This is a genomic window from Algoriphagus sp. AGSA1, from assembly GCF_021390545.1.
Lineage (GTDB): Bacteria > Bacteroidota > Bacteroidia > Cytophagales > Cyclobacteriaceae > Algoriphagus.
On record NZ_JAJUWR010000031.1, the window covers coordinates 33935 to 48123 of the forward strand.

Genomic DNA, 14189 nt, shown 5'->3' on the forward strand with positions numbered 1-14189 from the left:
TTTTTGTACCATGGAAACTAGTAACTCTAAGAAGACCCCTGACCGTTCGGGTGTAAGTGGCAGGGTTCTGGGTGTAATTGACATGCTGTTCAAGCCTACCATATACCCCCTCTACCTGCTTTTCCTAATTTTTCTTTTTTATGCATTCGTTGATCTGGTCGCCACATTCATAGAATTCGGTGAAGTTGACGGATGGTTGATGGCCCAATACCACTTTACAGCAGGATATCTGATCTGTGCTTTATATTTTAAGCTGGTAATCCCTGAGTTTATTAACCATAAAAGAAGGCTTCGTGCGGTGTTTTACTTTCTGCTACTATTTTCCAGTTTAGTAGCTGTGAAACTGTTTGTACATAATGTGTTTCTGGGTACACTTTCTCTTTCCAAAAGTTTCCTTGTCATTGAATTCACCCGATTATTCCATTTTTTGATTTTGACCTCGGTGGTCTGGGCCTATTATAATAATCTTGAACTAGGGAAGAGTAAGTATGCCGTGGAAATCAATCATGAAAAGTTGAAGGTAATGCACAGGTCTATGCAACTCAGCTCCCATTTTGTGTTGAATTCTTTAAGTATCTATCAGGCGAAAATCATCAAACTGTCGCCGGACTTGGCGAGAGAATTTTCCCATTTGACTTCCTTGCTGAGGTATAGTTTCAAGGAACTAGATGAGCCTAATTTCCTGAATGAAGAAGTAAAAGCAGTGGGAAAATACCTTCAAATCCAGAGAATGAGATTTCCACAGCTTTCCTTACATGCAGCTATAGATGCGCCTTCTATAGCCGACAAGCTTCCAATGCCCAAGCTGTGCCTTCTGACCTTGGTTGAGAATGTGTTTTTTCACGGGGATTATACCGATGCAGACCATCCTTGTATGATTAAGTTCCTACTTGTTCAGGAAGATTTAACAGAGGGTTGGGTGTTCAAAGTCAACATCACCAACAAAGTCCAAAACAGGGGGATAAAGCCCCGGTCAGGATTTGGTTCCTCCTCCGTTTTCCGTGTGCTGGGACATGAATTCGGGGATGGATTCCATTACAGGGTAGAATCAGATAAGTCGAATTATTCCTTACTACTAAGAATACATTATGGAAAAACGATACAAAGTAGGTCTGATTGACGATGAAAAACATATCCTGGATATACTGATCCAAGAAATATCCATGCTCCCCGACTTTGAGGTGGGATTTTCTACAGTTAATCCGGTGATGGGATTGGAATACATACAGGATGGAAAAGCCGATATACTGATTACCGATATTCTGATGCCTGAACTGGGAGGACTGGAAATATCCAGAAAACTGATCGATTCAGGAATTCCGGTGATTATCTGTTCCGGACACTCCAGATATGCTTCGCAGGGGTATAAAGTTGAAGCACTTGATTTTTTGGTGAAACCGCCTGAAACCATTGAATTGACTGAGGCACTGGAAAAGGCAAGGAAGAAAATGGATTCCCTGTATTGGGTCAGAAAAGAGTTGGAAGGAAACATTCGGGTGATAAGCGATAAATTGGGGTATAGGCACCAGGTGGTATGGCCTGCACAAGTTTTATACATGGAACAGCAAAACAAAAAATCCATCGTAAAACTGGATGATGGAAGTGAATTCGTTATGGTCTCTTCCTTTACAGAAAGCCTCAAAAAGCTCCGATCCAGGTATATGGTCAGGGTACACCAATCATTTGCAGTAAATATCCTGAAGGTAAGCAAACTCCATCCTGAGGAATGCGAGCTTGTCTCGGGAGATAAGGTAGCCATGAGCAGAACCTATAAGGAAGAAGTTAGGCAGATATTTGAGAACAGAAGGATTAACTGAAAGGGACTTTTTCAGGGTGTTCTGTTTTAGCTAGCGTTCGCATAGGTTGTTGAAATGCATAGACTTGTCTTCCTGCTTCTCTGTAGAGTCTATATCTGATCCTCTGCTCATAATGATGGGTTTCCAGAGGGAAAAACCGGTTGATCATCACGTGCAGGTGGTTGAATACCAAAAGGATCCCGGCATCTTCCCCGTTTTGAAAATACTCATGGGAGCAAATGAGTGCCAGGTACTTTTCTGATTCAAACCCTAGGGTTTCAAAAGTTGTAAGATACTCGAAGCTGCACCTGAATGTCTTTACCTGGTCAAAAGGCATTCGTTTCACATCGTCTTTAAGCATGGTAAATATACTGGAGTAATGGGGGGATCGGTAAAAAATGATTCTCCACAGGTGGACAATGAGGTCTTCTTTAAATCCGGGGGGATAGCAGAGGTTAAGCACTCCGTTGGATTTGCAGGCCATAAATTTAGATTCTAGGTGAAAAAGCTGGTGTGAAATCTCCAATCCTGAATCTCCGTATTTTGCTGTTTCAGGAAAATAGGCAGCTGTTTTCCAATCCAGGTTTTCCTGGGAAAGGAATTCGGAAAATGAGGCTAGAAGTGGCCTTTTATTAAGTGGGTCTAGATCCAGCAGACGTAGGCGGATTTCTGTGGCTTTGTTTTTTCCATAAAGCAAATAGAAGTATTTAGGGGATTGGGACAGGACTTGGGGGTCTTCCAGGTGATAAAGTAGGCGTTCCAATACTTCCGGTATTTCAGTGTGGCCTACGGTGACAGTAAAGCAAAGGCAGTTTTGACGGCTATGGGTAATGGGATTGAAGGACCATTTTTCCTTGGTTGTTAGCTGTGGTCTGGAAAGCTGGAACACAAACTGGGGATAGGAAGCGGTAGTGTCTTGGGAGCGGAAAAGGCCTGTAGGAAACCAGGCAGGGTCACTCAGGGTAAGGGTTTTGTCACGTTGAAGCTCCTGCCAGAGTATTTTTAGATCATCGGGGTTGCTTCGGGTAAGCAAGAGCTCCCTGTCCGCATAGCCAGCCAGTACATGCTGTGGAATTGCCAGTTCCTCCAGCTTTTGGCTTAGCGCTGCTGTGGTAGATACACTTTCCCTGTCCAGTTTCCATTTTCTGCTCTGAAGACGCAGGTTGCCCCAGTTGAGTTGGGGGCAATAGGGGAGCTGGGAAAGGATCCTGCTTTGGTAGGGTAGAAATCTAAACTTTTCCTGATGGGCTGCTTCCCAGAGCAGGCGCAGGATAGGGTGGGTGATCTGTTCGCCGTTCAGCGGATGCAGGATCACCGGTATTACGGTTTTTTCCGTGGACTTATGGATAAGTTGAACATGGTTTTCCCAGATTCCTATGTAGAGTTCATCAAATCCAAGTTCATTTGGGGCACTGGGTTTAAATGGGGTGATTTCAAAGTCAAAAACATTTGCCACATTACAGATATGCTGGACCGGTACTGATTCCAGAAGCTTCACATGGGCATAGCAAATCCGGGTATCTGCATAAATGTTCTTTTTGATCTGTTGGCAGAGGCCTTTTATTTCGGGATCTCTGTTGAACCTCCCGGTATAGACAAAGGGCCGGTTGCAGACTATATTTTCGATGATCGGATTTCCTAAAGCATCCAGCCGAAAGAGAAGTTGGATATCGTAAATTCCTTCGTCCAACTTTTTTAGGGGCAAGAATTCCTTTAAATCCATGGGGTGTTGCGTGTGATGCCCCATGAGGATGGGATCAATATCATTGGTTAAGAATTCCTGCTGCGGCTGTAGAAACTGGCCACTAAGGAATTCACCATAGGTCAGAAGACCACTTAACCGGATGTGTCTGTCATCAAATTGAGTTGTAAACCATTTCTTAAAATCCCTCATATAGGTACTTTCCTCCTTTGAGAATAGACTGCCTGCGGTAGTTGTAAAATCTTTCAACTGTTCCCTCAGGTTTCCCGGTAGGGTTAGGCGGTTTTTCACCAACATATCTATCCCTGGCTTTGTCATTCCGGTTATAGTTTCAGGGACTAAGAAACCAGAATCCAAGATCTGTTCCCAAAGGAACTTCTGCTGGGCTGTTGAGATATCTGATTTCATTGGACTGATTAGTTGTTGGAATTTTTTGAAGTTTAAGGGTTCTTTTTCCCCGGTTTTGATCAATCCTTCAATCAGGGGGTTGACCGGAAGCTTGCACCCTTTCCAGCTATGGCTTGTAAGCTCAAAAATCAGGGCATGATAATACATGTGCCTGGTGTAGATCCCGGGAATCAGATGGTAATTGGATTGAAACGGATCCGCAACAGTTGCTGGCGTGGGCTGTTCCTTTGTTTGGTTATCGATTATTTCAGTTTGATGGAGAGGAAACTCAAGCATTATTTCCTTTCCCCAGGTTCCTATTCCTACCCCGGCAAACCTTCCGAATGGGGTGGGGCGGAAGCGGCCTCTCAGCAGGTATTTTCTGAGTTTGATCCTTTGCTTTAGGTTGAGATCTTTAAAATCTTTCTCTTCCAATTCCTTATAGAAGGACGTGGAGGAAAGTTTGATGGAATTGAGGATGATATCCCAGTGTTGGGCTATGCTTGCCGGATCTTCATGGTCAAACTGGAAAAGGGGGAGTCGGTAGAGAAATGTCATAACGTAATGCTATTTTTCATCAATCCTACCTGATTTTGGGATTAGGATGTATTTCTTGGTGAAGAAGGAGGGGATTTGGGTGCAACTAGCATTCTATAGGTTGATTGTAGCGTCGAACTTGCCCTTGTTATTTCTGCCTTTTCACATTCACCGATTTCTAAACATACCCAAAATGGCATAGGGGTTATTTTAGAGGAGAACCCACGTGTATTTTATTTCCGACAGTATGATCAGAGCGGGGTAGGCTTACGCTCATCTTTTGATCCATTCCTTGAATTTACCACCCCTGTTCTGACTGACAGTGACTTCTTCCGGGAAGGCGGGGGATAAATGAAGAAGGAGTTTTCCATGACCGTTGGATCTATAATCCTGACAGGCACGGTAATGGATAATCATTTTTCTGCTTATCCTGAAGAAATCACGGCTTGGCAATCTGTGCTCCAGTTCATCTAGGGTTTCATTGAGGAAATAGGTGGACTGAGTTTCCGTAACCAGATAGTTCATCCGGTCTTTATGGTAAATAAACCTAATTTCCTGTAGTTGTAAGGGGATCGTTTTGCTACCCTGTTGTACCAGCAGAATTTCCATCTCAGGTTTGTTGTGAATAGGACTTTCCCGGTTTCTTAATATATGGTAATAAAACAGGTAGTAGATATTGATCAAAAAGATAGGCATTAGCATCGGAGGTATAGTGCTGTTGATGCTTGATGATCCAATATGTGCAAGACCAAAATACCATTGATAGACTGTTAAAAACAGAAAATCAATCACTCCAGGAAGAAGTATGCCAAGGGTAAACTGTAAAGTGAGTCGAACCAGCGGTCTTTCTTGCCAGTCATAGCGTTGGTCAAGACGAACGGTCACCCAATGGATGAATTCGATAAAGAGACAACAAATTAAGAACGCGGCAAGAAGCTTGATGAAAAATGAATTTTGGGACAGTGAGTCCAGAAAACGGGCGCCGGTGCCGTACATTGCAACAAGTAAGCCTGCAATCACACATAAGAGAATGCGTATCACTTGGTCGTTGTAACGTACTGGTAGTTTTCTTCTCGCCAAAACACACTATTTAGTTTCCCTTTTTCGATTATAGAATGTGTTGGATCTTATGAAAACTTAGATCCTAGGTAGATAAGTTAATAAACTCTTCGGTATTTGTGGAGCATTTAAGCCAATTGGTTACCTAAATGAGGTTAAATAGCGCTTTTAAACAAACAGGTGAGGTTTTGATGGGGTGGTTCAGTGCTTATTCAAATCGGATATGTGGTGTTCCATACATTTATTCACCTGATTCATTTTTTAACTCCCTGAGATATAGCAGTTTTTTTTAGTGTCCAATCTATGTTTGTAGCCGGCCTATTTGGTACCCAGGCCTGTAAAATTATCAACCCATGGGAAGTATTAACCGAGGGAGAACCCTCTTTAACCTTACAGATCATGAATTACAATGAACAGTTTAATCATCTTTTCCTAAAAATGAGGGAAGAAATTGCAGCAATCAGCCTAGCGTCTTCCAACCGGCTCCTACTAGCCGAACAAGCCTATCTTACCGTTTCAGGTAATTATAATCAGGTAAATACGGCAGCCTCTTTTGATTCGCTGGGGGCCGAAGTTGAATTTTATAAAAAAATCAACTCCGCTTTTGAATCCGAACCAACCTATTTTGCTGAGCTTTATTACATGTTTGCCTCCATGCCTGACGGAAAGAAGGAGATTATCAAATACATTAAAAATCAGCTGGAGCAGGCATCCAAATTTTTATTCTGCCTTTCCAATGATTTACCCTCATTCGAATGCCATCGCAAAACCCAGTGAATGGATAATGAGCTGGTAATCAGACAGATCAATACTGGGGTCTCTGATGTTGAATCCTGCCGGCATGGGGCCTACCTGCTGACAATCTTAATGGATGGTTTTCTGGAAATGATAGCTGAACTCAGGGATGGGATAGAGACGGGTAAGGAACTGGCCGGGCAATTACTTCTCTTACTTGGAGACTGTAATTGGTCCGAAGAAAATGCACTTCGGTATGGAACTACGATAAACGGATTTAATAAAAACTAAATCAGGAAGGAGATAATTGATAAAGATGAAACGATGTGTGATCTATGCAAAGGATGTACAACGGATCACTGGGAGAAGTGAGCGGTACAGCCATGACGTGCTTCGCAAAATCAGAGTGAAGTATGAAAAAGGAAATAAGCAATTTGTCACGGTAGCTGAATTTGCGGCATTCTCTGGAATACCTGAGGAGAAGTTGCGGGAATATTTAACCTATTAGGCGCTCCTGCTGTGCAGTCAGGCTTAGTATCCAGCCCATAGTATGGGATCATAGCATGATGCTGGTAGCCAAAGTCATACTTCCGCCCTTGATTCTCCCTTAATCCTCCCTTGCAGTTCCCTTGATTCTCCGTGTGATTAAGGAAGGTTCTAGGGAGCTGGATGGGAGTAGCAATGCGGTTGCTATGGGACTGCCATTGGTAATCATATACTGTCAATTTTAACAAACTACTATCATGGGAAAAGTAACAGATTCACTGCTAAGCGGTGTCACCGGCAAGGTCGGTAATCTAGTGTTATACAAACAGAAGGGGAAGACTTTTATTAAGCAGGTAGCGAGGAGATCCACTGAATACAAACCTTCCAAGCTACAGCTGTACTCCAACAAAGCCTTTGTGGAGGTTCAGCGATTCCTCCTTCCCATAGAATCCGTATTGGCGGTAGGCTTTGAGCGGTTTGCCTCAGGTGGGAAAAGGGGGATCCATCTGGCAATGTCCTGGGCATTGAAGCATGCCGTGGAAAATGAAGATGGCATTCCAAGGCTGTATCCCGGGAAGGTCAAAGTTTGTGATGGGGATCTGGACCTGTCTCCAGGGTTGAACCTGGTTCAGGAGGGTGAAGGGGGATATTCCATTTCATGGATTGCAGAAGAAAAGGGAAGAGCACGGCATTCGGATCTTTGCTGGGTGTTGGTCTATCATCCACTCAGCAAAAAGTATCAATTGATAGATGAGGGGGTATTTAGAAAAAGAGGCAAGATGCAATTTACCGTAAGTCCTCTTATAGATCCGCTGGGGGCATACGTGTATTTGTCTTTTTATAGATCGAAAAAGTACAAAGGCAGGTCGTTTTCTGAGTCAATTTGCTTAGGGACACTGGCATGAGTTGCCGTTTCCGATTTGGTGCAATTAATCCTGTTTACTGTGGAATAGTCTCACCCCTCCGGGGCTTGGCTGCTTATAGTTGTCTTCGTGGCCCCCGGCTTCGCCGAGGGTTATGAAAAGTTACGACCCTTCGGGTTTTTCTTCTTGGTAAAAAAATTAGTTGGGAAGCACCGAAGGGGTGGGATTATGATCATAAAACTTAGCTCACCCTAATCTTTAACCAGTTAAATTCTATAATCCCGGATGTTCCGGGATTTTTTTATGGACTATGTCATCAATTAAACAGCTAGAACCTGAAGTTACAGCAGATTCGGGTTTAGACTGCACATTCAATTGAATACCAGTGTGATAAGTCCGAATTTCCCTGCATGTTTAACCTAAACCCCATATACATATGGCAAAACAAACAGGAGTAATTACACTGAACGGTAAGGTGGGAAGACTGTCTTTCTACAAAACCAAGGACGGGCATATGGCTCGGGAAAAAGGAGGGGTGAGCAAAAGCCGCATCATGAACGATCCGCGCTTTGCACGCACCCGGGAAAACCTCAAGGAGTTTGCGGACAATGCCAGCTCGGCCAAGCTCTTCCGGGATGCGCTGCGCCCGGTGATCGCCAAGATCGGGGACAGCAGACTGTCGCTTCGCATCACCCAGGTGATGATGAAGGTACTGAAGTCCGATCTGCTCAACAACCGGGGAGAGCGCATGGTGCGTGCCGGGGACTGGGGTCTGATGAAGGATCTGGAACTGAACGCGTCCAGTTCCCTGGGCAGCACGCTCTTTATGGACATCAGCTATGCAGATTCCCCGGCTTCTTGGGATATAGGCATTGAGCCCTTTACCCCGCAGGACTTCGTGGCAGTGCCGAAGGGTGCCACACACCTGCGGATCACGGCCACCGGTGTAGGGCTGGACTTTGAGACAGGTGGGAGATCAGTGCAGACAGTCAGCTCGGATCTGCTTCCGGTGATAGACCCTGCGGATGCGATCAGCCTGTCGGTTCCCAAGGCCTCCCTGTCGGGTACCCATCGGGCCTTTGTGCTGAGTGTGGAGTTTGTGCAGATGGTGAACAGCAATGAGTACTCCATCAACAACGGGGCGCACAATGCTGCCAAGATCACGGGCGTAGAGCAGGTCTAAGATGAGACTGGTACTTCACCGCAAGTACAGGGCAAGTGTAACCCTCGGGAGATTGTTTCTGGGAAAGCAGCAACTCTGCTTTACCCGGGAGCCTCCCAGGGCTTGCTTTGGTACAGTATATCAATCAATTCAAGAAGAATTGAGTGAAGCCCCCAGCCGCCTGGGGCCGTGTCTTCACGGACCTATAAGTTGCCTGGAGGAAGGGGTCTATGAACTGGAACCCATCCATTCGGAAGAAAAAGGCTGGGAGATAGGAATTGGTGATAAAGGCAAAATCTGCGGGTATGCTGGAGAGGAAAAGCTGGAATCTTGTTCTATCTATCCGGTCACCTGTTACCGGGCAGACGGCACGCCCCTGTTCACCAAACTGGCTTTCCTGAAATTGATGGGGCGGCTGGAGCGGGAGTGGGAGCGGGGAGAGGTGGTAGAGCTTCAGGTTATTTCAGAAGGAATCCCATATCTCTTGGAATCATGTCTGGAGCAGAGCTTTTATTAAGTTTGGCAGGGGTGGTCACCATGATGCTGCTGTCGGTGATCGCCTACTTCCTGAAGCTGCTGATCGAGGATACCCGTCAGTTGCGGGATGAGTTGGCCAAACTGAAGGAGCTCTTTATCCGCCTGGAGGCAGAGCAGGCTTTGATCAAGACCGTGATGCAGCAAACTAGAAGCCCGCCAGAGTAGTACGTCATTGCGAGGAGGCCAAAAGCCGACGCGGCAGTCTCATTGTATTGGTTACTTCAAAGGGTGAGAAGATCCCCGTCATTTCCAGCCAAGGGCTGGCAGGCGACGACCGAAGGAGCGTGCCTGCCGAAGGCATGGAAATGATATAAACGGCCGTGGTCTGACAGACGGTGGTCAGTGGACATCCAAACATCGGACACCGGACACCCAACATCTAACATCAAACAACAAAAACCATGAACATACTCACAGAAATCTCCGACCGGGCCACCGCGCCCACACCGCCTTTCTTCCAGCGAGTAAAGAAGATCGGCCTGATCATCGCAGCCGTGGGCACGGCAGTACTCACCGCACCAGGTGCCGTCCCCGCCGTGTTGCTTACCTATGCGGGATATGCGGTCACGGCAGGCACCGTCCTGGTCAGCATCTCTCAGCTCACCGTAGATGGGCAGAAGCTGAACGGACAGCTGATGGCTGTAAAGTAAGTACTATGATTCATAACCTTAAACCCGGGCAGGACTCTTGTCCGGTTTTTTTTAACCTTTGAGGTTTACAAAACCTCAAAGGTTTATGCCCCAAGCCCTTGCCAAGGGCAAGGCCTGTAAATGCCCAGAATGCGATTCTGGGTCAACGAAGTCTATATGTACCCAGAGTGCCAACGGCACGATCAGTGGGGCAAAGACCGGCTGGCAGGCCTGGGCAATATTGGTTTTAGTCCGGAGGCTTATCCATTATAGAGGCCGGTTCAATTCAAGATATTGTGTGCCTGTGGCTTTGCCTGATCATATAGCCAAATCCAGAAAAACCTGCCAGGTTCACCTCTTCGCGTCTTGATGAAACCGCTGTTGGTATTCACTCCCAACAGGAAAACCTGGCAGGTTTGGAGCAGTGGTGGCAATTTAAAATTACGGGATAGGAACCTTCGGTGGAGACCATTTCCTTTTCAACTATTAAAGGGCTTTTGCAAGCTCGGTTTCGTCGCTGATCTGGATTTGTAATCCCGATCCCCTATCCTAGGATCTGAAATCCGGGAAGAGGTGCGGAATACCGCGACTTCCCCAAATTCCTGCCTGTCCGACGTGGCGGATCCCCGTCCCCGAATGACGTCCATGGGCAAGCTTTGACGGAACTCTGTACCACCAGCCCTAGGTTGTGGCGTGCCTTTTTACCGTCAGTAAAACGGCCTATGATCCTGAAAATAATTTTTCCAGTAAAAACCCCGAAAAATTTCATACTGATAATCAGTATTTTACGAAAAACAGGCTTTTGGGATGATTTTGGTATCTACTCACTTTTATGCCGAATATATACCTGATTTGACGGTTCGTGATCAACTGGTTTTTAAATGATTAAAACAATACCCTATATAGGGTAATTTTTTTTATGGAAAAATATGATTTGAATTGCGGGATTTTATTCAGATATAACGCTATGACAACCAAGCTATTGTTTTCCCTCACGCTGTTATTGATAGGATTAAATGGCTATGGGCAATCAAACCTCCAGAAGATCCCGGCAGAAAAAGAGGAGTTGGGAAATGGGGTGAATCGCTCGGCAATGACGCAGAAGCTGCTGGAAAAAGTAGAGGAACTGACTGTTTATCTGGTGGAGCAAAACTCCAAAATCAAAGCATTGGAGAATGAATTGAATGATTTAAGGATCAAACAATAACGATTAAGAGATATGAGTAAAAATGTACTTCTGCTGCTTTCTGTCCAGATCATTTTTTCTGTTTCGGGCTTCGCACAGGTTTATACTAATCCCAGCACCGGGGATGTCGGTATAGGGACAAGTTCACCTGTCAGAAAACTCCATGTGGTAGGAAATACCAGGATTCAACGGAGTAATGATTTGAATTATTTGGATTTTTTATTTGATGCGGGGTATACAACTATCATGGCAGACCATCCCGGCACAAACCAGAAAAGCCTGATTATAGGCGTGGGCCCATCAAGTTCTTCGGGGACAGACCGCCACATCTATTTTCAGGCGGGCAAATCCTCGGGGGTTATGCAGACCAGAATGATTATCCGCGGAAACGGGAATGTTGGGATTGGGACTACCAGCCCGACATATAGACTTGAAGTGACAGGTAATTCCAAGTGGACGGGGAATGCTTCCAGTTATACTGAAGTGAACTCTAACACAAATGGACAGTACCTAAGACAATATGGAAATGATGGCTCAACCCAGAGCTGGTTGATTAGAGGGTATGCCGGAACGGATGGGGTTCAGGCATTTTTTGATGACGGTGGGATAAATGTAAACGGCACGGTAAAGACAAAAGAAGTCAATGTCACGGCCACCGGCTGGGCGGATTATGTCTTCAGGCCAGAATACAAACTGATGCCCTTATCAGAACTGGAAACTTTTATACAAAAGAACGGTCACCTTCCCGATGTGCCCACTGAAGCTGAGGTAATGGAAAACGGGGTCAATCTGTCAGAGATGAATGTGAAGCTGTTGGAGAAGGTGGAGGAGCTGACGCTGCATTTGATACGTCAGGAGGAGTTGATAAAGGATTTATATAAAAGAATTGATAGCAATGAAAAATAGAGTCTGTAAGGTTGTATATACATTTTTGTGCTTAGTAACAAGTGTTTCACTTGGATACGCACAGACGAACTTATTTCCGCCTTCTGGAAATGTGGGCATAGGTACTACCTCTCCAACTGCTCCACTTAATATTCAAAGGGGGACAGCTACAAGTCAATATCCTTCTGTGACAAGTTTGGGAAACGTAATGCAGAAACTTGATTATGGGGACAATTCCATAGAATTAGGAGTAGCTGCGGCCTCTAATTCTCGAAGAATGTGGATTTTAGCCCGTCATAAGAATTATACTTCATATGGTAAATATTACGGGACACTCCACTTGCAGCCAGATATTGGGGACAAATCAAATTTTAGGGGAATAGGCATTGGATATACAGTGGGAACGGCAGTTTCTATAGGAACCCATCTGGCCGTAAATGGAAAAGTGGGGATAGGTGTAAGTGCTCCTACAGAAATGCTGGAGGTCAATGGCACTATAAAGACCAAAGAAGTCAATGTCACCGCAACCGGCTGGCCGGACTATGTATTCAGATCCGGATATCAGCTGATGCCCTTATCAGAGCTGGAAGCCTTTATCCAAAAGAACGGCCACCTTCCCGATGTCCCCACTGAGGCTGAGGTAATGGAAAACGGGGTCAATCTGGCGGAGATGAACGTGAAGCTGCTGGAGAAGGTGGAGGAGCTGACGCTGTATGTCTTGGAGTTACAGAGAAAGAGTGAAGAGCAGGATGAATTGATTAGAAAACTAATAAAGCAAAATCAGAATGAGAAATAAGATATTATACAGCTTGTGTTTTTTGTTTATAACCGGAATTGCTCGTAGCCAGACTAATAACTTTCCACCTTCTGGAAATGTTGGGGTGGGAACCCTAAATCCCAGCAATGTCCAAGGATGGAACAAGGTGTTGGAGGTTTATGGAAATAGCTCCGCCAAATTATTGGTTTCAACAAATCTTGAATCGGTTAAGGTGGGATTGTTTGCACATTATAACTGGTCTGGGGCTAGAGGAATTGTCGGAACAGAAAGTAGCCACGACTTGTCAATTCAAGCCGGATATAGTGAAAAAATAAGAGTAAAACTTAACGGAAATGTGGGAATCGGGACGAATAATCCAACCCATAAGCTTGCGGTAAACGGAACAATTCAGACAAAAGAAGTCAACATTACCACCGCCGGCTGGGCGGACTATGTATTCAAGCCTGAGTATAAGCTTATGCCCCTATCAGAGCTTGAGGCCTTTATCCAAAAGAACGGACACCTTCCCGATGTGCCCACTGAGGCCGAGGTAATGGAAAACGGGGTCAATCTGGCAGAGATGAACGTGAAGCTACTTGAGAAGGTGGAGGAGCTGACGCTGCATTTGATACGTCAGGAGGAGTTGATAAAGGATTTATATAAAAGAATTGATAGCAATGAAAAATAGAGTCTGTAAGGTTGTATATACATTTTTGTGCTTAGTAACAAGTGTTTCACTTGGATACGCACAGACGAACTTATTTCCGCCTTCTGGAAATGTGGGAATCGGAACAACAAGCCCTATTACATCCTCGAACTATACAATTCTGGATATAAAAGGTAAAGCTGCAAATCAGGGAGGGTATATCCGCTTCGCAACTTCCGACAATTCCGGGGAAGCTAGGATTTTTGTTACCCATGAGCGTTTGCTTTATGATCTACAGAAATCCGATATGTACTTCCAATGGAGGAATTCCAACAATACACAGGTGCATAGATTAGGGAGTGATGGATCGGCCATATGGAACGGAAATGCATCCAGCTATACGGAAATCAGATCCAATACCAAGGGTCAGTATATCCGACAGTATGCGAATGATGGGACAACTTCTAGCTGGCTTATTAGGGGTTATGCGGACAACGGGATCCAGGCAATTTTTCATTCGGGTGGAATTCAGGTCAATGGCACGGTAAAGACAAAAGAAGTCAATGTCACTGCCACCGGCTGGGCGGACTATGTCTTCAAACCTGAGTATCAATTGATGCCCTTATCAGAGCTGGAAACTTTTATACGAAAGAACGGGCATCTTCCCGATGTGCCCACTGAAGCAGAGGTAATGGAAAAGGGGGTCAATCTGGCGGAGATGAACGTAAAGCTGCTGGAGAAGGTGGAGGAGCTGTCATTATACATCATTTCATTGGAAAAAAGAATTCAAATTTTGGAGGATAATTAGGATTGATACTAATA

The 14189-nt window shown here is 45.1% G+C and carries 18 protein-coding genes; 16 read left to right on the forward strand and 2 right to left on the reverse strand.

All coding sequences use genetic code 11. The features are described from left to right. Positions 1-10: 10 nt before the first annotated feature. Entirely contained in the window at positions 11-1120 is a 1110-nt protein-coding gene (locus LZF95_RS20985) for a histidine kinase (protein WP_233757147.1), read from the forward strand. Beyond that, a complete protein-coding gene (locus LZF95_RS20990; RefSeq protein WP_233757149.1) occupies positions 1089-1817 on the forward strand; it encodes a LytTR family DNA-binding domain-containing protein in 729 nt (242 codons plus the stop codon). Before LZF95_RS20985 ends, LZF95_RS20990 begins: the two co-directional genes overlap by 32 nt. On the opposite strand, the gene LZF95_RS20995 is transcribed toward LZF95_RS20990, so the two are convergent. Continuing rightward, on the reverse strand, positions 1810-4443 hold the full coding sequence (locus LZF95_RS20995) for a lantibiotic dehydratase (protein WP_233757150.1): 2634 nt from the start codon (positions 4441-4443) through the stop codon (positions 1810-1812). The genes LZF95_RS20990 and LZF95_RS20995 overlap by 8 nt on opposite strands. Positions 4444-4695: 252 nt before the next feature. Beyond that, positions 4696-5502, reverse strand: coding sequence for a LytTR family DNA-binding domain-containing protein (locus tag LZF95_RS21000; protein WP_233757151.1), 807 nt, complete (start codon positions 5500-5502; stop codon positions 4696-4698). A 378-nt stretch (positions 5503-5880) separates the two neighbouring features. Here LZF95_RS21000 and LZF95_RS21005 point away from each other — a divergent pair, with 378 nt between their 5' ends. The 14 genes from LZF95_RS21005 to LZF95_RS21070 all read left to right on the forward strand — a co-directional run bounded on the left by LZF95_RS21005 (position 5881) and on the right by LZF95_RS21070 (position 14175). Continuing rightward, the gene (locus tag LZF95_RS21005) at positions 5881-6258 is read left to right on the forward strand and encodes a hypothetical protein (protein WP_233757152.1); all 378 of its coding nucleotides are present in this window, start codon (positions 5881-5883) and stop codon (positions 6256-6258) included. Continuing rightward, positions 6259-6507, forward strand: a complete 249-nt coding sequence (locus tag LZF95_RS21010) for a hypothetical protein (RefSeq protein ID WP_233757153.1) — start codon at positions 6259-6261, stop codon at positions 6505-6507. 25 nt (positions 6508-6532) lie between these two features. Continuing rightward, the gene (locus LZF95_RS21015; protein WP_233757154.1) at positions 6533-6724 is read left to right on the forward strand and encodes a hypothetical protein; all 192 of its coding nucleotides are present in this window, start codon (positions 6533-6535) and stop codon (positions 6722-6724) included. Positions 6725-6959: 235 nt separating this feature from the next. After that, a complete protein-coding gene (locus LZF95_RS21020; RefSeq protein ID WP_233757155.1) occupies positions 6960-7607 on the forward strand; it encodes a DUF6266 family protein in 648 nt (215 codons plus the stop codon). Between the two features lie 394 nt (positions 7608-8001). Continuing rightward, positions 8002-8748 (forward strand): hypothetical protein, encoded by a 747-nt coding sequence (locus LZF95_RS21025; RefSeq protein WP_233757156.1) that lies wholly within the window; start codon positions 8002-8004, stop codon positions 8746-8748. A 1-nt stretch (position 8749) separates the two neighbouring features. Further along, positions 8750-9244 carry a hypothetical protein gene (locus LZF95_RS21030; protein ID WP_233757157.1) on the forward strand — a complete coding sequence of 165 codons (495 nt, stop codon included), beginning with the start codon at positions 8750-8752 and terminating at the stop codon, positions 9242-9244. Continuing rightward, on the forward strand, positions 9220-9429 hold the full coding sequence (locus tag LZF95_RS21035) for a hypothetical protein (protein ID WP_233757158.1): 210 nt from the start codon (positions 9220-9222) through the stop codon (positions 9427-9429). Before LZF95_RS21030 ends, LZF95_RS21035 begins: the two co-directional genes overlap by 25 nt. Positions 9430-9665: 236 nt before the next feature. After that, complete coding sequence (locus LZF95_RS21040; protein ID WP_233757159.1) at positions 9666-9914, forward strand: hypothetical protein; 249 nt, start codon at positions 9666-9668, stop codon at positions 9912-9914. Positions 9915-9999: 85 nt separating this feature from the next. Next, entirely contained in the window at positions 10000-10263 is a 264-nt protein-coding gene (locus LZF95_RS21045; protein ID WP_233757160.1) for a hypothetical protein, read from the forward strand. Between the two features lie 597 nt (positions 10264-10860). After that, the gene (locus LZF95_RS21050; protein ID WP_233757161.1) at positions 10861-11100 is read left to right on the forward strand and encodes a hypothetical protein; all 240 of its coding nucleotides are present in this window, start codon (positions 10861-10863) and stop codon (positions 11098-11100) included. Positions 11101-11112: 12 nt separating this feature from the next. Next, a complete protein-coding gene (locus LZF95_RS21055; RefSeq protein WP_233757162.1) occupies positions 11113-11985 on the forward strand; it encodes a hypothetical protein in 873 nt (290 codons plus the stop codon). Continuing rightward, positions 11975-12760 carry a hypothetical protein gene (locus tag LZF95_RS21060; protein ID WP_233757163.1) on the forward strand — a complete coding sequence of 262 codons (786 nt, stop codon included), beginning with the start codon at positions 11975-11977 and terminating at the stop codon, positions 12758-12760. The genes LZF95_RS21055 and LZF95_RS21060 overlap by 11 nt, the downstream gene beginning before the upstream one ends. Next, on the forward strand, positions 12750-13409 hold the full coding sequence (locus LZF95_RS21065; protein WP_233757165.1) for a hypothetical protein: 660 nt from the start codon (positions 12750-12752) through the stop codon (positions 13407-13409). The genes LZF95_RS21060 and LZF95_RS21065 overlap by 11 nt, the downstream gene beginning before the upstream one ends. After that, entirely contained in the window at positions 13399-14175 is a 777-nt protein-coding gene (locus LZF95_RS21070) for a hypothetical protein (RefSeq protein WP_233757167.1), read from the forward strand. The genes LZF95_RS21065 and LZF95_RS21070 overlap by 11 nt, the downstream gene beginning before the upstream one ends. Positions 14176-14189: the final 14 nt, after the last annotated feature.